Genomic DNA, 17,640 nt, shown 5'->3' with positions numbered 1-17,640 from the left:
AACGCCCACGTCCCCGTCCTCGTAACCGTTCCCACTCCCTGAGGGGCCGCGCGCTCCTCGCCCTCGCCGTGCTGGCCGCGGCCGTGGCCATCGCCCTGACCATGCCGGTCCGTCTCGGGCTGGACCTGCGCGGCGGCACCCAGATCGTGCTGGAGACCAAGTCCACCGCCACCACCAAGGCCGACCGGGAGGCCACCGACCGCACCGTGGAGGTACTGCGCGGCCGCATCGACGCGCTCGGTGTCGCCGAGCCGACCATCGTCCGCTCCGGCGAGAACCGCGTCGTCGTCGAACTGCCGGGCGTGCAGGACCCCGAGAAGGCCGCCGACGTGCTGGGCCGCACCGCCCAGCTCACCGTCCACTCGGTCCTCGGCGCGGCCGAGGAACCGGGCGTCAAGGGCGACAAGACGGACGGGGAGCGCGTCCTGCCGGACGAGTCCGGACAGTCCCTGCGTCTCCAGGCCCCGACCCTCACCGGCCAGGACGTCAAGGGCGCCGACGCCCGCTTCGACCAGCAGGGCGGAGCCGGCTGGCACGTCACCGTCGACTTCAAGGACGCGGGCAGCGACCGCTGGGCCAAGGTGACCGGCGAAGCCGCCTGCCATCCGGCCGGTGATCCGAAGCGCCGGGTCGCCATCGTGCTCGACGACAAGATCATCTCCTCGCCGCAGGTCGACCCCTCCGTCGCCTGCGGAGCGGGCATCACCGGCGGCTCCACCCAGATCACCGGGTCCTTCGACGACGCCGAGGCCCGCGAGCTGGCCCTGCTCGTCAAGGGCGGCGCCCTGCCCGTACCGGTGGAGACCATCGAGCAGCGCACCATCGGCGCCACCCTGGGCGACGAGGCCATCTCGGCCGGCGCCCGGGCCGCCGTCATCGGCACCGCGCTCACCGCGCTCTTCATCATCGTCGTCTACCGGCTCATGGGCGCCCTCGCGACCGTGGCCCTGCTCTGCTACGGCCTGATCTCCTACGCCGCCCTGGCCGCTGTCGGCGCGACCCTGACCCTGCCCGGCCTGGCCGGCTTCGTCCTGGCCATCGGCATGGCGGTGGACGCCAACGTCCTCGTCTTCGAACGCGCCCGCGAGGAACAGGCCGCCCGCAGCCGCCCCAGCACGCGCTCGGCCCTGACCGCCGGTTTCCGCAGCGCCTTCAGCGCGATCGCCGACTCCAACATCACCACGCTGATCGCCGCCGCCCTGCTGTTCTTCCTGGCATCCGGCCCCGTCAAGGGCTTCGGCGTCACCCTGGGCATCGGTGTGCTCGCCTCCATGGTCAGCGCCCTGGTGATCACCCGGGTGCTCGCCGAGTTCGCCGCGAGCCGCCCGTCGGTCTTCCGCCGCCCCCACATCACCGGCATCTCGACCACCGGCCCGGTCCGGGACGCCCTGCTGCGCCGCGACCCGTTCCTGATGCGCAGGCCGCGCCGCTGGCTGGCCGCCTCCGCCGTCGTCCTCGTGGCGGCCGGCTCCGGCATCGTGGCCCGGGGCCTCGACTTCGGCATCGAGTTCACCGGCGGACGGCTCATCGAGTACTCCACGGCCACCGAGGTCGACCCCGACCGGGCCCGCGACGCCCTCGCCGAGGCGGGCTTCCCGCGCGCCGTCGTCCAGTCCTCCGGCGACGGCGACCTCACGGTGCGCACCGAGGAGCTGACCGACGCCGAGGCGGCGACCGTCACGCGGACCGTCGGCGAGCTGGGCGGCGACACGGAGAAGGTCCGCGACGAGCTGATCGGCCCGAGTCTCGGCGCGGAGCTGCGACGGGACGCCCTGATCGCCCTCGGTCTGGCCCTCGGCGCCCAGCTGCTGTACCTCGCCGCACGTTTCCGGTGGCTGTTCGGCACCGCGGCGGTCAGCGCGCTCGCCCACGACGTGATCATCCTGGTCGGCGTGTTCGCCTGGCTGGGCAAGCCGATCGACGGGGTGTTCCTGGCCGCGCTGCTGACCGTGATCGGCTACTCGGTCAACGACTCCGTCGTCCTCTTCGACCGCATCCGGGAGCTGGTCGGACGGGACCGCAAGAAGCCGTTCGACCGGCTCACCAACCAGGCGATCCTGCAGACGCTGCCGCGCACGGTCAACACGGGCATGGGCGCGGTGCTCATCCTCGCGTCCCTGGCCGTCCTCGCCGACGACTCGCTCACCGACTTCGCCCTCGCGCTGCTGATCGGCGTGGGCGTCGGCACGTACTCGTCGGTGTTCACCGCCTCTCCGCTGGCCATCGAGCTGCACGGTCGCGGCCCCGAGTCCGGTGCCGGGCGCCGCAAGGGCCGGGCCACGGGGAAGAAGGTGCCGGCGAGCCGCCCGGAGCGGCAGGAGGTGTCTTGACGTGCTCCCTGGCCTGGAGTCCAGGGATTGCGGCCTGGGTCGTCCGACCCTTCCGGGGGCTTCCTGCTTCACCGCGCTGTGCGGGCACGGGTGCCCGTCTTACCGGCGCCCACAGGCGTTTGGCGTCTCCGCCCGTCCGGCGGCGACGATGCGGCGTCCTTCGACCAGGACGTTGCGGGCTGCGTTGTGGTCGCGGTCGTGCACCGTGCCACAGGCCCCGCACGTCCACTCACGGACGTGCAGAGGCTTGGGGCCGTCCCGGAATCCGCAGGCCGAGCAGACCTGGGAGGACGGGAAGGCCCGGTCCACCTTGGCGAAGGTACGGCCGTGTTTGACCGCCTTGTACTCCAGCATGCCGACGAACGCGGACCATCCCGCGTCGTGCACGGACTTGGCGAGCCGGGTGCGGCCGAGGGCGGACACCGCGAGGTCTTCCACGAACACCGCTTGGCTGTCGCGGATGATCTGTGTGGATGCCTTGTGGTGCCAGTCCCGACGCCGGTCGGCGACCTTGGCGTGCTGGCGTGCGACCTTGATCCGGGCCTTGGCCCGGTTCTTCGACCCCTTCTGCTTGCGGGACAGCTCCCGCTGAAGACGCTTGAGCTTCTTCTCGGCCCGGCGCAGGAAGCGGGAGCTGTCGATCTTCGTGCCGTCGGACAGGACGGCGAAGGCGGACAGGCCGAGGTCGATCCCGGACTCCGCTGCCACCTCGGGGAGGACGTCCGGCTCGGTGTCCACGACGAAGCTGACGAAGTACCGGCCACAGCTGTCCTTGGTGACGGTCAGAGAGGTCGGGGCTGTGGGAAGTCGGCGCGACCACGTGACTTTGAGGTTGCCGACCTTGGCCACGTACACCGTGCCATCGCCGGTCAAGGAGAAGGCGTTGACGTTCAGGCGGATCGACTGCCGGGTGTCCTTCTTCGACTTGTACCGGGGAGGGCCGACCTTCCGGCCGGGCCGCTTGCCCTTGACCGAGTCGAAGAAGTTCTTGTAGGCGGTGTCCAGGTCCCGCAGGGACTGCTGCAGGACGACCGCCGACACGTCGGCGAGCCAGGCACGCTCCTCGGTGCGCTTGGCCTGGGTGATGCGAAGCCGGGACAGCTCGGCCGACTTCACATACGGCAGCCCCGCCGCGTGCGCTTCCTTCCGGTCGCGCAGGCAGTCGTTCCACACCACCCGCGCGCATCCGAACGCCCTCGCCAGCGCACGGCGCTGGGTGGCGTCCGGGTAGGCCCGGTAGTTGTAGCGGAGCTGCATGAGCAGGAACCTACGACACGACGGTCACACACAGGGAGTGAACGACTACAGAAAGTGGGCAGTGATGTGCTGTTCCGGCGACACATGCCCACTCGGTGCTGCGAAGAGATCAGGCGCAAGGTCTGCGAGTACTTCGACGGAGCTGGAGGAGTTCAACGGCGAACGCGATCACGTCCACCTCCTCGTGCACTACCCGCCCAAGGTCGCCGTCTCCAAGCTGGTCAACAGCCTCAAGGGCGTCTCTGTCCGCCGGATACGGCTGGGGGCACCTCCCGGCCGAAGGCTGGGGGAGAGTTCACCGGCCGGACCCACCGTGCCATCACGCACGAGCACCTGTGGTCGCCCTCATACGTCTCCGCATCGTGCGGCGGAGCACCGTTGGCGACCATCCGCCAGTACATCGAGCAGCAGAAACGTGCGCTCCAAGGTGCACGTCAGAGCAGCCTTGAGAAGCATCCATCCCCGGCGTGAACACCGGGGCTTTCTGCAAGACCCCAGGTAAGGCGCGCCGTCGTCCCTGCCCGCCCGCCGGCGCCGCTCACCCGGCGCCGGTGAAGTGCTCCCCCACCAGGGTCCGCACCACGTCCAGGTCACCGGCGATCAGCGCGTCCAGCAGGGCCGTGTGCTCGTGCGCGTCGGCGACCAGGTCGGCCCGCCCCCGTACCGCGGGGGCGCCGGCCGGCGGCCACTGGGCGCGGCGGTGCAGGTCGCCGGCGATCCGGACGAGCTGGTCGTTGCCGGCCAGCGCGAGCACGGCGCGGTGGAAGGCGCGGTCGGCCTCGGCGTAGGTGGCCGGGCAGCCGGCGGACGCGGCCCGGACGGTGGCCTCGGCGAGGGGGCGCAGCTCCGCCCACCGTTCGGCGGGCACCGTACGGGCCAGGCGCAGCATGACCGGGACCTCGATGAGGGCGCGCACTTCGGCGAGCTCGGCGAGTTCCCGGGCGCCTCGCTCGACGACGCGGAAGCCGCGGTTGGGGACGACCTCGACGGCGCCCTCGAGGGCCAGCTGCTGCATGGCCTCCCGCACGGGCGTGGCCGAGACCCCGAACCGCTCGCCGAGCGCCGGGCCGGAGTAGACCTCGCCGGGGCGCAGTTCGCCGGACGCCAGCGCGGCGCGCAGGGCGTCGAGGACCTGCCCGCGCACGGAGGAGCGCCGCACGAGGGGGCGCGGGCGGGGCAGGGGCGGTTCGCCGTGCGTGTGCTCGCCGCGCGCGTCCCCGACGGGCCCCGCGCCGCCGCCGTCCCGGTCCCGGTCGTCCCGGTCCCGAGCGGCGCCGGGCTGGGCCGGGATCCGGACCGATGCGTCGGTCCGGATACGTCCGATCCCCGCCCCGGCGGAGCCCTGCGTGCTCGGCTTCACGGGTCCTCCTACGGGACGTGTCGGTACTTGGGGCCATTACGGCGGGTTGTCGCTTGTCCGTCAAGCACCCTAAGGGCACCGGCCCGCACAGTTCACATTCCGAGGATCACGGGTAAGGTAAGGCTTACCTCAAGCAAGCCCGTTGTCCTGACGTGGATCGGTGGTCCCGCATGCCTGTCACCCGCTCGGCCGTCGCGGACGCCTACGCGCGCCTGTCAGAGGTCCTTCCGGGGCTGGGCGTCACCGAACTGGGCGCGGGCGACGACCTGCCGGGCGGCGGCGGCTGGTTCGCGGCCGACGCGCTCGCGGCGGGCGGGGCAGGGCTGGAGGCGTTCCTCGCCTGGGACGACGCCCAGGTGCTGCGGGACTACGGGCAGCGGGCCCGGCCGGACGTGGTGGCGAGCTTCGGACTGCACCGGTACGCGTGGCCGGCCTGTCTGCTGATCACCGTGCCGTGGTTCCTGCACCGCCGGGTGCCCCGCTACCCGGCCGCTCACGTCGCCTACAACCGCACCGCCGACGGGTTCCCGCTCGGCCGGCTGGCCGCGCGCCCCACCGGCTTCGCCTGCCTGCCCGGCGACCCCGCCGCCGAGCTGCCCGGCGCCCATGTGGTCGCCGACGAGGAGGCGCTGCGCGCCGAGGTGCGGTCGGCCGTCGCCGAGCACCTGGAACCGGTACTGGCGGGCTTCGGACCGCGTATGCGACGCCGCGGACGCGCCCTGTGGGGCATGGCGACCGACGAGGTCGTCGAGAGCCTGTGGTACGTCGCACATCTGCTCGGCGACCAGGAGCGGGCCCGAGAGGAGCTGGAGCTGCTGCTGCCGGGCGCGACCAAGCCGTACGTCGGCACCGCGGCGTTCCGCGAGCTGAAGGGGCCGAACGGCGAACCGCTGCACACCCGGGACCGGGCGAGCTGCTGCATGTTCTACACCCTGCGCCCCGAGGACACCTGCGCCACCTGCCCGCGCACCTGCGACACCGACCGCGTCAGCAAGCTGCTCGCCGCGGCGGTTTGAGCGGGCACCGCGGGAGCCTCCCCGCAGCCGCCCGCACAGGCGACCTCATTCGAACCCAACCACCACTCCTCACACGGTAGTTCGAGCCGAAGGCCGTCCCCGGCATCCCCCTCGCACCCCCTTGGCGTCCTCTTGCCCCGAAACCCCCTGAGGGCCATCGGGTTTGGGCCACCATGGCGGGCGTTACGCCCCATCCCAACGCGAGGGACCCCTGATGAGACTGACCGACATATCGCTGAACTGGCTGCTTCCGGGCGCCGTGCTGCTCCTGGGCATGCTGGCGGCGGTGGCGGTGCTCGCGCGCGGCAAGCGATCCTCGGGGAAGGACGCGGGCGCGGACGACTCGTGGGAGCGCGCGGAGGAGCGCCGCAGACGCAAGGAGGCCGTCTACGGCAGCGTCTCGTACGTCCTGCTCTTCTGCTGCGCCGCGGTCGCCGCGGCGCTCTCCTTCCACGGTCTGGTCGGCTTCGGTGAGCAGAACCTCGGCCTGAGCGGCGGCTGGCAGTACCTGGTCCCGTTCGGCCTCGACGGGGCGGCGATGTTCTGCTCCGTGCTCGCGGTGCGCGAGGCCAGCCACGGTGACGCGGCGCTCGGCTCGCGCATCCTCGTGTGGGCGTTCGCGTGCGCGGCGGCCTGGTTCAACTGGGTGCACGCGCCCCGCGGCATCGGCCACGCGGGAGCCCCGCACTTCTTCGCGGGCATGTCCCTGTCGGCGGCGGTGCTGTTCGACCGCGCCCTGAAGCAGACCCGCCGCGCCGCCCTGCGCGAACAGGGCCTGGTGCCGCGTCCGCTGCCGCAGATCCGCATGGTCCGCTGGCTGCGCGCGCCCCGGGAGACGTACCGCGCCTGGTCGCTGATGCTCCTGGAGGGCGTGCGCAGCCTCGACGAGGCGGTCGAGGAGGTGCGCGACGACCGGCGCCAGAAGGAGGAGGCCAAGCAGCGCCGCCGCGAGCAGGAGCGCCGCGAGCGGGCCCAGCTGAAGGCGATCAGCCGGGGCCACGGCCACCGGGGCTTCCCCGGCCGCGGCGGCCGGCCGGTCGAGGTCGAGGTGCAGCAGGTGGAGCGCGGCTCCGAGCGGGCCACCGCGGAGCCTGCCATACCCACCCCGGAGCAACTGCCCGTAAGCCGGCGTCCCTCCCTGCAGCCCGTGCGGGGCGGAGCTGACCAGGTCACCGTCGACCTCACCGCGGAGGACGACACGCAGGCCCTGCCGCGCCTGGACTCCCTGGAGCGCAAGCTGAAGGACCTGGAGCAGCAGTTCGGCTAGGACCTGGAGCAGCAGTTCGGCCAGTGGGTGAAGCGCCGGGGTTCCGGCGCCTCAGGCGGCCTCGGCGTCCAGTTCGAACCAGACCGACTTGCCCGCCTCGCCCTCGCAGGGCAGCACGCCCCAGTCGTCGGCGAGGGACTGCACGAGGACCAGGCCCCTGCCGTTGGTGCTCTCCTCCGGATCGGGCGCCCGCGGCCGGGGCAGCCGGCCGACGAAGTCCCGCACCTCCACCCGGAGCGCGCGTGGTCCGACCGTGGCGGTCAGGACGGCGCCGTCGTCGGTGTGGACGAGCGCGTTGGTGACGAGCTCGCTGGTGAGCAGCTCCGCTATCTCCGAGCGGCCCGGGCCGCCCCAGTGCCGCAGCAGCTCACGCAGGGCCCGCCGGGTCTCGGGCACCGCCCGCAGATCCGCCCGCCCGAGCCGTCTCCTGAGTTGTGGTGCCCTGTGTCCCTTCATGGCCCCCGTCCGCGTACTGATGTCGCTCCCCCTCCCGTTCGAACACTCTCACTGGGGAAGCCTTGCCCGTTCGGACCCCGGACAGTCATGTCGATTCCGGGCAAGCGCTTGTCCGGGCGGTCTGGTCGGTCCGATCCGTCCGGTCATGGCCGTGGCACGTTGCGCAGGTTGGAGCGGGCCATCTGGAGCATGCGCCCGACACCGCCGTCCAGCACGATCTTGGAGGCGGACAGGGCGAACCCGGTGACCATGTCGGCACTGATCTTGGGCGGGATGGACAGGGCGTTGGGGTCGGTGACGACGTCGACGAGGGCCGGGCCCTTGTGCTTGAACGCGGCCTTCAGCGCCCCCGCCAGTTCCTTCGGCTTCTCGACCCGCACCCCGAAGGCACCGCAGGCCTCGGCGACGGCGGCGAAGTCCGGGTTGACGTTGCCCACGCCGTACGAGGGCAGGCCCGCGACCAGCATCTCCAGCTCGACCATGCCGAGCGAGGAGTTGTTGAAGAGGACGACCTTCACCGGCAGGTCGTGCTGGACGAGGGTGAGGAAGTCGCCCATCAGCATGGTGAAGCCGCCGTCGCCGGACATCGACACGACCTGTCGGCGCCGGTCGGTGAACTGGGCGCCGATCGCCATCGGCAGCGCGTTGGCCATCGAGCCGTGCGAGAAGGAACCGATGATGCGGCGGCGCCCGTTGGGCGAGATGTAGCGGGCGGCCCACACATTGCACATGCCGGTGTCGACGGTGAACACGGCGTCGTCGTCGGCCACTTCATCGAGCACGGCGGCGACGTACTCGGGGTGGATCGGTACGTGCTTGTCGACCTTGCGGGTGTACGCCTTGACGACGCCCTCCAGCGCGTCGGCGTGCTTCTTGAGCATCCGGTCGAGGAAGCGGCGGCTCTTCTTCTCCTTCACCCGCGGGATCAGGCAGCGCAGCGTCTCCTTCGCGTCGCCCCACACCGCGAGGTCCAGCTTGGAACGCCGGCCGAGGCGCTCGGGCCGGACGTCGATCTGGGCGATCTTCACGTCGTCGGGCAGGAAGGCGTTGTACGGGAAGTCCGTGCCGAGCAGGATCAGCAGGTCGCACTCGTGGGTGGCCTCGTAAGCGGCGCCGTACCCGAGCAGACCGCTCATCCCGACGTCGTACGGGTTGTCGTACTGGATCCACTCCTTGCCGCGCAGGGCGTGCCCCACCGGCGCCTTGACCTTCCCGGCGAACTCCATGACCTCGGCGTGCGCGCCGGCGGTGCCGCTGCCGCAGAACAGGGTGACCTTGTCGGCGTCGTCGATCAGCCGCACCAGCCGGTCGATCTCCTCGTCGCCGGGGCGGACGGTCGGCCGGGAGGTGACGAGGGCCGTCTCGGCGGCCTTCTCCGGCGCGGGCTCGTCCGCGATGTCGCCGGGCAGGGACACGACGCTGACGCCGCCCTGGCCGACGGCGTGCTGGATGGCGGTCTGGAGCAGCCGGGGCATCTGCTTCGGGCTGGAGATCAGCTCGCTGTAGTGGCTGCATTCGCGGAACAGCTGGTCGGGGTGGGTCTCCTGGAAGAAGCCGAGACCGATCTCGCTGGACGGGATCTGCGAGGCGAGGGCGAGGACGGGGGCCATGGATCGGTGGGCGTCGTAGAGGCCGTTGATGAGGTGGAGGTTGCCGGGGCCGCACGAGCCGGCGCACGCGGTCAGTTTCCCGGTGATCTGGGCCTCCGCGCCGGCGGCGAAGGCGGCGGTCTCCTCGTGCCGGACGTGCACCCAGTCGATGCCGGAGTGGCGGCGCACGGCGTCCACGACCGGGTTGAGGCTGTCGCCGACGACTCCGTAGAGGCGTTTGACGCCGGCGCGGGTGAGGATGTCGACGAACTGTTCCGCGACGTTCTGTTTGGCCATGGCTCTACGTATGGCACAGCGAGCGGCGTCACGCCTCCCATACGGCGGCGGCCGTGCGGTCGTCGGCGTAGCCCTTGACCCGGGTGCGGGCGTCGGCGAGGAACTGCGTGAGGCCGGGCGGGGCGGCGCCGGACCACCGGCGCGTGAGGTGTTCGCCGAGCTCGGGCTCGCTCAGCAGCGGCTCGGAGAGGCCCGCGGTGCACATCAGGAGCACGTCACCCGGGCGGGCTATGGAGGCGCGGAAGCGGAAGGGCTCGCGGGGTGGCCCGGCGGGCGGTTGGTCGTACGGACCGGGCGGTGTGGTGATGCCCAGGTCCAGGGTGAGCCGGTCACCGTCGGGCGTCTCGCTCGGCTTCGCGTTCTGCTTCTCGCCCGGTGTCGAGCGCGGTGTCGAGCCGAACCCGACGACGGGCTCGCCGGTGACGTCTCCGGAGCGGGGTTCCATGTTCTGCCAGGCCCCGTCCCTCAGCCGGAGAAGTCCGCCCGCGCCGACGCCGAAGAACACGCGCGTACGGCAGCGCGGGTCGGCGGGCAGCAGCAGACAGCGCAGGGTGGCCGCGTACGCGTCGGGCGCCAGGCCCTGTTCCGCGGCGCCGGCGCGGAGCCTGCCGAGGCTGCGGTCGGTGAGGCGGTGCAGGCCGGACTTCAGCTCGCCGCGCCGGGCCGTGCGCAGGTCCTCGGCGAGGCGGGCGTGGCTGCGGCCCACGGCCCGGCCGATCCACCGGCAGACCTCGGCGGCGGCCAGGTGCGCGCCGGCGGTCGCGCGGGCGCCGGTCGCCATCGCCACGAGGACCAGCGCCTGCTCCCCCGCACCGAAGCGGGCGACGAGCAGCGCATCACGGCGCGGGTCACCCCGGTACCGCGCGGAGTCCCCCCGCGCGGACACGGCCCGCAGGGTGCACGCCCCGTACCGGGCACCGTCCAGCACGGTGTCCGCCACCAACCCGTCCAGCCCGTCGGGATCGGCGGCCGGCAGCGCGGTGGGCTCGGCATCGTAGGTGGGCGGCCCGGAACCGACGTAGTCCCGAGCGGGGACCGGGGACACGGCGTCACCGCCCTGCCGGGACGGCAGGGGCTCGGCGGGAGCGTGCGGGGGCGGCGAGGACGCAGGCTCTGGGGGCGCGGCGCGCGGCGGCGGGGAGGCGGGGCCTGCGGGAGCAGTCGGCGGGGGCGCAGAGGTGGGCGGCCCTTCGGTTGCCGTGGGCGGCGGCAGCGGCGCAGGCGCTGCGGGAGCGTCCCACGCGGCCAAGGACGGATCGGGCTCGGCAGCCCCGCCCCTCCCTCGCCCAGACGCAGGCCGGGTGGGCGCCGTGCGCGGCGGCGGGGAGGCGGGCTCTGCGGGAGCGGACGGCGGGGGCGCAGGGGCGGGCTCTGCGGGAGCAGGCCGCGGGGGCGGAGCCGCAGGCTCGGCGGGCGCCGTGCGCGGCGGCAGCGGCGCAGGCGTTGGAGGAGCGTCCCACGGAGGCAGGGGCGGCGGAGGCTGGGCCGGGAGGAACGGGGGTGGGGGTGGGGGCGGCAAGGGGCCGGTGTCGGAGCGGTCGTCGGGGGGCGGCGCATCGCCGGGGGCGGGTGGCTCTTCCGTGGCGGCCGGTTGCCCTGCCCACGGTGGGCCGGGGGTGCGGGGGCCGGGGACCGTGGGAGGCGGCTCGGCCGGACGAGGAGGAGGGGTTCGGTCGGCGGGGGGAGGGTGCGGCGACTCGGGGGGCGTACGGCTGTCGCGGGCGCCCGGCGTCCCGGGCGGTTCCGCACCGTCGCGGGCCCCCGGGGCCGGCCGGCCCGCCACCGTCCCGTCACGGACGCCGGCCTCCGGTCGGCCCGTCACCGTCCCCGCCGCCGAGGCGAACCGGTCGTCCAGGGAATCGGGCGCGGCCGTGGGGCCGGTGTCGCCGGTGGAGTCGTCGTACAGCTGCCCCCACCAGTCGTCCTCAGGACCGGTGGGCCTTCCCCCCTGCTGACTCATGCTCCCGATTGTCCACCGAGGGAGCCGGATGAAAACGGGGCATCCGGAAAATCCGACGCACCGGCGCGCGCCGGTCGGCGTATCGGGGGACGCCTCGAACAGCGTTGCGAGACGGGGCGGCCGGGCGGTTCCACCCCCCACGGGAGAACCGCCCGGCGAGGCCACCTTGGCAGAGTGTCCGCCGCTACGGCGATGATGTTCCGAGGCGGGTTTGCGCCGTGGCCGTTTTCCGCCACGGTCGCTCCGCGCAGAGCGTGCGGATGGTGGTGAGCTTGGTTCTCGGGGAGGGACGACGCCTGATGCTGGGAGTGCTGGGGCTGGAGGACACGCACGAGTCGGCGTACCGGGCGCTGGTGTCCGTGGGAGCGGCCGACGTGCCCGATCTGGCCCGGCGCCTCGCGCTGGGCGAGCAGGACACCGAGCGGGCGCTGCGCCGGCTGGAACAGCACGGGCTCGCGGCCCAGTCACCGGCCCGGCCCGGCCGCTGGGTCGCCGCGCCGCCCGGGGTGGCGCTCGGCGCGCTGCTCACCCAGCATCGGCACGAGCTGGAGAAGGCGGAGCTGGCGACGGCGATGCTGGCCGAGGAGTACCGTGCGGCGGCGGCCGAGCCCGCCGTCCACGACCTGGTGGAGGTGGTGATCGGCGCCGCGGCGGTCGCCCGGCGTTTCCTCCAGCTCCAGCTGGGCGCGAGCGACGAGGTCTGCGCGCTGGTCACCGGCAAGCCGGTCGCCGTCACCGGCATGGAGAACGACGCGGAGGAACAGGCCGCCGGACGCGGGGTCCGCTACCGGGTGGTGGTCGAACGGTCGGTACTGGACCTGCCCACCGGGATCGCGGAGCTGACCGCCGCGCTGGGCCGCGACGAGCAGGTACGGGTGGTGGACCAGGTACCGACCAAGCTGGTGGTCGCCGACCGGTCGCTCGCCCTGGTGCCGCTGACCACGCACTCCTCGGAGCCGGCCGCGCTGGTGGTGCACGCGAGCGGCCTGCTGGAACTGCTGTGCGGCCTGTTCGAGTCGGTGTGGCGGGACGCCCTCCCGCTGCGGCTCGGCACGTCCGGCGTGACCGAGCACGGCCCGGACGGGCCCGACGGCACCGACCTGGAGATCCTCTCCCTGCTGCTGGCCGGCCTGACCGACGCGAGCGTCGCCAAACAGCTCGATCTGGGTCTGAGGACCGTGCAGCGCCGGGTGAAGCGCCTGATGGAACTGGCCGGGGTGACGACCAGGCTCCAGCTGGGCTGGCACGCCTACGAACGGGACTGGGTGGCCCGCAGGAGCTGAGCGGGACCCCGCCCGCGCCGGACGGCTGCGGACCGCGCCCGGCTCCTGCACTCTGGACAGATGGGAGCGTGGGACCTCCTGCTGTGCGGCCTGGTCATCCTGCTCGGGCTGTGCGGCGTGCTGCTCCCGGGCGTTCCCGGGGCGTGGCTGGTCTGGGCCGGGGTCCTGTGGTGGGCGCTGAAGGATCCGCAGCCGGTCGCCTGGGCCGTGCTGGTCGGTGCCACGGTGGTGCTGCTCCTGTCCCAGGCGGTGCGCTGGACGCTGCCGCCCCGACGGCTGCGCGCGGACGACGCCACCCACCGGGTCACGGCGTACGCGGGCGCGGGCGCCCTGCTCGGCTTCGTCCTGATCCCCGTGCTCGGCGCGATCCCCGGCTTCCTGGGCGGCATCTACCTCGCCGAACGGCTGCGGCTCGGCCGGCACGGCGAGGCGATGGCGGCGCTGCGGACGGTGCTGCGTTCGGGCGGCTCCGGCCTGCTGACGGAGCTGTTCGCCTGCCTGCTGATCACCGGGGCCTGGCTGGGGGCGGTGCTAGCCGGCTAGCGGGGCGGCGCCCTCGAGAGCGAGCAGCCGCGTCTTGCGTTCCAGACCGCCCGCGTACCCCGTCAGGGAGCCGTCGGCGCCGATCACCCGGTGGCAGGGCCGCAGGATCAGCAGCGGGTTGGCGCCGATCGCGCCGCCGACGGCGCGGACCGCGGGCCGGGAGGCCCCGATGCGCGCGGCGATCTCGCCGTACGTCGTGGTCGCCCCGTAGGGCACGTCGTCCAGGGCGGCCCACACGCGCTCGCGGAAGGCGGTGCCCTCGGCCCGCAGCGGCAGCCGGAACTCCGTCAACTCCCCGGCGAAGTAGGCGACGAGCTGCTCCTCGGCCTCCCGGAAGGGCCCGGCGTCGTGCCGCCAGCCGTCCTGGACGCTGCGGCCGCCCTTCTGCCCGGGCACGGACAGGGAGGTGAGCGCCCCGTCCGGGCCGGCGGTGAGCAGCAGCCGCCCGACGGGGCTGTCGATCGCGCTCCAGTACGTCACGGAAGCGGCCGCGGGGTCGGTGGGGTCGTCGGTGGGCGTGGTCGTCGGGGTCATCGGTTCTGCTCCCACTCTCCTGCTGCGCGCAGGTGGTTCAGGGCGTACGAGCGCCAGGGGCGCCAGGTGTCGGGCACGGCCCGGTCGGGCGGGGCGACGTCCGGGTCGCCGAGGGCGCGGGTGCGGACGACGGCGGCGGTACGGGCGTCCAGCCCGGGTACGGCGAGCAACGCGCGCTCGGCGTCGTCCCGGTCGGCGCCCGGGTCCAGGCGTACGGCGCCGTCGGCGAGGGCGGCGGCGAGCGCGCCCGCGGTGCCGTCCGGCTCGGCCTCGGCGAGGACGGCCGCCTCGGGGAAGAGGTGGGTGAGGGTGCCGCAGGGCGCGTCGAGCGTCTTGCCGTACCGCTGGACCAGCCGCTCGGCCTCCGTGCGCCCCACCAGGGCCCGCACCGCGAGTTCCTCGGGGTCGGCGGCGCCCGGCGAGCGCAGCCCGGGGCGGGCGGCGACCAGCGGGGCGAGCCGGGGGTCGGCGCCGAGCCGCTCGTCGACGGCGTACGGGTCGGCGTCGAGGTCGAACAGCCGCCGCAGCCGCTGTACGGAGGTGGTCAGATCGCGGAGGTCGGTGAGGTGGAGGCGGGCGTCGAGCCAGCCGCCGGTGCCGGTGCGCGGAGTGCCGGGGCGTTCGTCGACGGCGACGATCCCGGTGCCGTACGGCAGTCGCAGGGTGCGCCGGTAGACGCGGCGGCCCGGTGGACCGCTCACCTCCTCGACTCCCGCGACGGCCTCCTCCTCGAGCAGGTCGAAGACGGGTCCGGCCCGGTAGGGGCCCCGGTGGGCGAGCCGCAGCGGGATTCCGGCGGAGGGGGTGGCCGTCCGCCGGGAGGCCCGGTCGCGGGCCGGGGCGGCGGCGCGCAGCGCGCTCGGGGTGGCCGCGTACACGGCCCGGATCGTGTCGTTGAACTGCCGCACGCTGGCGAATCCGGACGCGAACGCGATCTCGGTGACCGGCAGACCGGTGGTCTGCAGCAGGACGCGCGCGGTGTGCGCCCGCTGCGCACGGGCCAGGGCGACGGGCCCGGCGCCGAGCTCGGCGGTGAGCTGGCGCTGCACCTGCCGGGCGCTGTAGCCGAGCCGGACGGCCAGTCCGGCGACGCCCTCGCGGTCGACGACGCCGTCGCCGATCAGCCGCATGGCGCGGCCCACGGCGTCGGCGCGGACGTTCCATTCCGCCGAGCCCGGCACGGCGTCCGGGCGGCACCGCCGGCAGGCCCGGAAGCCCGAGCCCTGCGCGGCGGCGGCCGTCGGGAAGAACCGCACGTTGCGCCGTTTCGGCGTCACCGCCGGGCAGCTGGGCCGGCAGTAGATGCCGGTCGTCTCGACGGCGAAGAAGAACGCGCCGTCGAACCGGGCGTCCCGACTGCGTACGGCCTCGTACCTGCTGTCCAGCACCGTCTCGTGCTCCGCGGTCTCCCTCACGCCCTCCAGTCTCCGCCAGACCGGAGGTCCGGGCTGGCGGAAATCGGACACGACGTTGCGGACACGCCCTCGGTGGACCGGCTACCGCAAGCGGCCCCGCTTGGCCTCCATCGCCGCCTTGCCGATGGCGCCCCGGCGCTTCCACTCCTTGCGGAGCTCGGCCCGCATCCGGGCGTCGGTCTTGGCCACGATGCGCTGGTTCTCCCGCATCAGCTTTCGGTAGCTCTCCAGCCGCCGCTCGGGCAGTTCACCGCTGTCGATGGCGGCGAGGACGGCGCAGCCCGGCTCGCTCTCGTGGGCGCAGTCGTGGAACCGGCAGTCGCGGGCCAGCTCCTCGATCTCGGCGAACACCTGCCCGACGCCGGTGCCCGCGTCCCAGAGCCCGACGCCCCGCAGTCCGGGGGTGTCGATCAGCACTCCCCCGCCGGGCAGGGCGAGGAGGTTGCGGGTGGTGGTGGTGTGCCGGCCCTTGCCGTCGACGTCGCGGGCGGCCCGGACGTCCATGACGTCCTCGCCGAGCAGCGCGTTGGCGAGGGTGGACTTGCCCGCCCCGGACTGCCCGAGCAGCACCGCCGTACCGCCGCCGACCAGGGCGGTGAGGACGTCGAGCCCTTCCCCGTGCGTGGCGCTGACCGGCAGCACCGGCACACCGGGCGCGGTGGTCTCCACGTCCTGGACGAGGTACGCCAGCGTCACCGGGTCGGTCACCAGGTCGGCCTTGGTGAGCACGACCAGGGGCTGCGCCCCCGACTCCCAGGAGAGTGCCGACTTGTGCAGCAGTGCCTCACCGCTCGAACTGGACATCGCAAGCGCGAGGAACCGCTCGATCCGCCCGAGGTCGAGTTCGACCGCGAGCGACACACAGATGATGATGTGATCGATGTTAGTGGCCAGCACCTGGCCTTCGGAACGCTTGGACGACGTCGACCGTACGAAGGCCGTACGGCGCGGGAGGATCGTGCGCGCGTACCGCGGACTACCGCCCTCGGGATCGACGGCAACCCAGTCCCCCGTGCAGACGACCTTCATCGGATCACGAGGAACGACGAACTCGGTGTCGGCACGGACAACGCCGGCGGGGGTGGCGACGTCGCACTGACCGCGGTCGACCCGCACGACCCGGCCGGGGACGAGTCCTTGGGCGGCGTATGGGGCGAACTCGGCCTCCCAGCCTTCGTCCCAGCCATAGGTGGCGAGGACCTGCTGAGCGTCGGAAACGGAAGACGTGTTGGGTGAAGCGTTGAACAAGGGGGACCCTTCGAAGGGTGGCCCCGGCGGCGCGCTCTGCGCGCAAGTCGAGTGGTGTCAGCCGGAGACCACAGAGGTGGGAACGATGAACTCCTGATTGCGGGCCGTGCCCGTCACCGTGACAGTCATCAACGTCCTCACCTCCTGCTTCTTCTCAACGATCCGACACCGTCCCCTCGGGAACGGCCGAGCAGCACCCTAGCCCCGCCCCAGGGCGCGGCACCACCGATTAAACACCGGTCTCGCACGACATCGGCTGCCGCCGGACCGACGTCATGCCGCGAGTCGTACAGCGTCCTGGACGAGGGTCCGAGTGTTACCGACCTCGATGACCGGCCGCCGGTAGCTCACGGCGACCCCGGAGCGCGTGGTGATCTCCACCAGTTCGTACCGCAGCACTCCCGAGGCGGGACCAGCCGCCACGTCCAGGGCGGCAGTCAACGCGGGCAGCTCGGCGGCGAGTTCCCACGAAGTAGATACGAGGGAGAAAACCCCTAGCTCGGGCCGAGCCGCCAGCCGGAAGCCGATACGAACCTCCGGCATCGGCCCACGACCCGCCTGGGCCGCCACCTTGCGGTCGGCCAGCCTCACCGGACAACCGCACAGCGATCCGCGTGCACTTGCCGGCTCCAGGAACCAGGCTCCGTCACAGACGTGGAAAGCCCTCCCGCCCCCGCGCATCACCATGCGAAGCGAGACAGCTTCACTGCCCTCCAGGAGGACAGGTACGCGATCACAGCAGGTCAGGACCTCTACGACACGCTCGTCCCCGGTGTCCATCAGTTGCGGCACACCTCCATAAAGCCTGCCCAAAGCATCGGCCACCGCCGGGTCCTCCGTAGTGACGCGCCATGCCGACATCGCAATGGGCCTTCCACCCCGCTGTCGCGCCACGTGGAAGCGGCCCACGGAATGACTTCCGGATACGCCCGTCAGATCCGCCCCATCACCATCAGGCGTCTGATCCCGACTGGGGTTGTGGTGCAAGTGGTGAGCCATGGTCTTCCTCCGACGACGCGAGGTTCCGGGCCTCCGATGATCTGGAGCACTCAGCGCTTGGCCGAACCGGAATTCGCATGTAGAGA

At 73.1% G+C, this 17,640-nt stretch carries 14 protein-coding genes and 1 pseudogene; 6 read left to right on the top strand and 9 right to left on the bottom strand.

Features of this window, described 5'->3' with window-relative positions:
• Nucleotides 1–101: 101 nt before the first annotated feature.
• Nucleotides 102–2,330 carry a protein translocase subunit SecD gene (gene secD, locus ACIGO6_RS11810; protein ID WP_399874899.1) on the top strand — a complete coding sequence of 743 codons (2,229 nt, stop codon included), beginning with the start codon at nt 102–104 and terminating at the stop codon, nt 2,328–2,330.
• A 99-nt stretch (nt 2,331–2,429) separates the two neighbouring features.
• Here the strand turns inward: secD and ACIGO6_RS11805 are convergent, their stop codons facing one another.
• Nucleotides 2,430–3,587, bottom strand: a complete 1,158-nt coding sequence (locus ACIGO6_RS11805; RefSeq protein ID WP_399874601.1) for an RNA-guided endonuclease InsQ/TnpB family protein — start codon at nt 3,585–3,587, stop codon at nt 2,430–2,432.
• A 139-nt stretch (nt 3,588–3,726) separates the two neighbouring features.
• On the opposite strand from ACIGO6_RS11805, the pseudogene tnpA reads away from it, so the two are divergent.
• A pseudogene (gene tnpA / locus ACIGO6_RS11800) lies at nt 3,727–4,058 on the top strand (IS200/IS605 family transposase); the annotation flags it as partial.
• A gap of 67 nt (nt 4,059–4,125) precedes the next feature.
• On the opposite strand, the gene ACIGO6_RS11795 reads toward tnpA, so the two are convergent.
• On the bottom strand, nt 4,126–4,947 hold the full coding sequence (locus ACIGO6_RS11795; RefSeq protein ID WP_399874600.1) for a GntR family transcriptional regulator: 822 nt from the start codon (nt 4,945–4,947) through the stop codon (nt 4,126–4,128).
• A gap of 170 nt (nt 4,948–5,117) precedes the next feature.
• Here ACIGO6_RS11795 and ACIGO6_RS11790 point away from each other — a divergent pair, with 170 nt between their 5' ends.
• Both ACIGO6_RS11790 and ACIGO6_RS11785 read left to right on the top strand, forming a co-directional pair.
• Nucleotides 5,118–5,963, top strand: a complete 846-nt coding sequence (locus tag ACIGO6_RS11790) for a (2Fe-2S)-binding protein (protein ID WP_399874598.1) — start codon at nt 5,118–5,120, stop codon at nt 5,961–5,963.
• 214 nt (nt 5,964–6,177) lie between these two features.
• Nucleotides 6,178–7,230: a DUF2637 domain-containing protein gene (locus ACIGO6_RS11785; RefSeq protein WP_399874596.1), complete on the top strand. Its 1,053-nt coding sequence runs from the start codon at nt 6,178–6,180 to the stop codon at nt 7,228–7,230.
• A gap of 51 nt (nt 7,231–7,281) precedes the next feature.
• Here the strand turns inward: ACIGO6_RS11785 and ACIGO6_RS11780 are convergent, their stop codons facing one another.
• The 3 genes from ACIGO6_RS11780 to ACIGO6_RS11770 form a co-directional block, all read right to left on the bottom strand.
• Nucleotides 7,282–7,686: an ATP-binding protein gene (locus ACIGO6_RS11780; protein ID WP_399874594.1), complete on the bottom strand. Its 405-nt coding sequence runs from the start codon at nt 7,684–7,686 to the stop codon at nt 7,282–7,284.
• A gap of 143 nt (nt 7,687–7,829) precedes the next feature.
• Entirely contained in the window at nt 7,830–9,572 is a 1,743-nt protein-coding gene (locus ACIGO6_RS11775; RefSeq protein ID WP_399874592.1) for a pyruvate dehydrogenase, read from the bottom strand.
• A gap of 28 nt (nt 9,573–9,600) precedes the next feature.
• Nucleotides 9,601–10,617, bottom strand: a complete 1,017-nt coding sequence (locus ACIGO6_RS11770; RefSeq protein WP_399874591.1) for a protein phosphatase 2C domain-containing protein — start codon at nt 10,615–10,617, stop codon at nt 9,601–9,603.
• 1,214 nt (nt 10,618–11,831) lie between these two features.
• Here ACIGO6_RS11770 and ACIGO6_RS11765 point away from each other — a divergent pair.
• Both ACIGO6_RS11765 and ACIGO6_RS11760 read left to right on the top strand, forming a co-directional pair.
• Nucleotides 11,832–12,815 carry a helix-turn-helix domain-containing protein gene (locus ACIGO6_RS11765; RefSeq protein ID WP_399874589.1) on the top strand — a complete coding sequence of 328 codons (984 nt, stop codon included), beginning with the start codon at nt 11,832–11,834 and terminating at the stop codon, nt 12,813–12,815.
• 60 nt (nt 12,816–12,875) lie between these two features.
• Nucleotides 12,876–13,358, top strand: a complete 483-nt coding sequence (locus ACIGO6_RS11760) for a DUF456 domain-containing protein (RefSeq protein WP_399874587.1) — start codon at nt 12,876–12,878, stop codon at nt 13,356–13,358.
• Here ACIGO6_RS11760 and ACIGO6_RS11755 read toward each other — a convergent pair.
• From ACIGO6_RS11755 to ACIGO6_RS11740, 4 genes are all read right to left on the bottom strand, one after another.
• Entirely contained in the window at nt 13,347–13,892 is a 546-nt protein-coding gene (locus ACIGO6_RS11755; protein WP_399874586.1) for a methylated-DNA--[protein]-cysteine S-methyltransferase, read from the bottom strand. The two genes, ACIGO6_RS11760 and ACIGO6_RS11755, sit on opposite strands and share 12 nt — an antisense overlap.
• The gene (locus ACIGO6_RS11750; RefSeq protein ID WP_399874584.1) at nt 13,889–15,307 is read right to left on the bottom strand and encodes an AlkA N-terminal domain-containing protein; all 1,419 of its coding nucleotides are present in this window, start codon (nt 15,305–15,307) and stop codon (nt 13,889–13,891) included. Before ACIGO6_RS11750 ends, ACIGO6_RS11755 begins: the two co-directional genes overlap by 4 nt.
• Nucleotides 15,308–15,388: 81 nt before the next feature.
• Nucleotides 15,389–16,555, bottom strand: coding sequence for a ribosome small subunit-dependent GTPase A (rsgA, locus tag ACIGO6_RS11745; protein WP_399874582.1), 1,167 nt, complete (start codon nt 16,553–16,555; stop codon nt 15,389–15,391).
• 273 nt (nt 16,556–16,828) lie between these two features.
• On the bottom strand, nt 16,829–17,554 hold the full coding sequence (locus tag ACIGO6_RS11740; RefSeq protein ID WP_399874580.1) for a hypothetical protein: 726 nt from the start codon (nt 17,552–17,554) through the stop codon (nt 16,829–16,831).
• Between the last annotated feature and the right edge of the window lie 86 nt (nt 17,555–17,640).

Source organism: Streptomyces sp. NPDC053750 (assembly GCF_044544295.1).
Taxonomy (GTDB): domain Bacteria; phylum Actinomycetota; class Actinomycetes; order Streptomycetales; family Streptomycetaceae; genus Streptomyces.
Note: the sequence above shows the minus strand (reverse complement) of the source record. Positions and strands in the feature narration are given on the sequence as shown.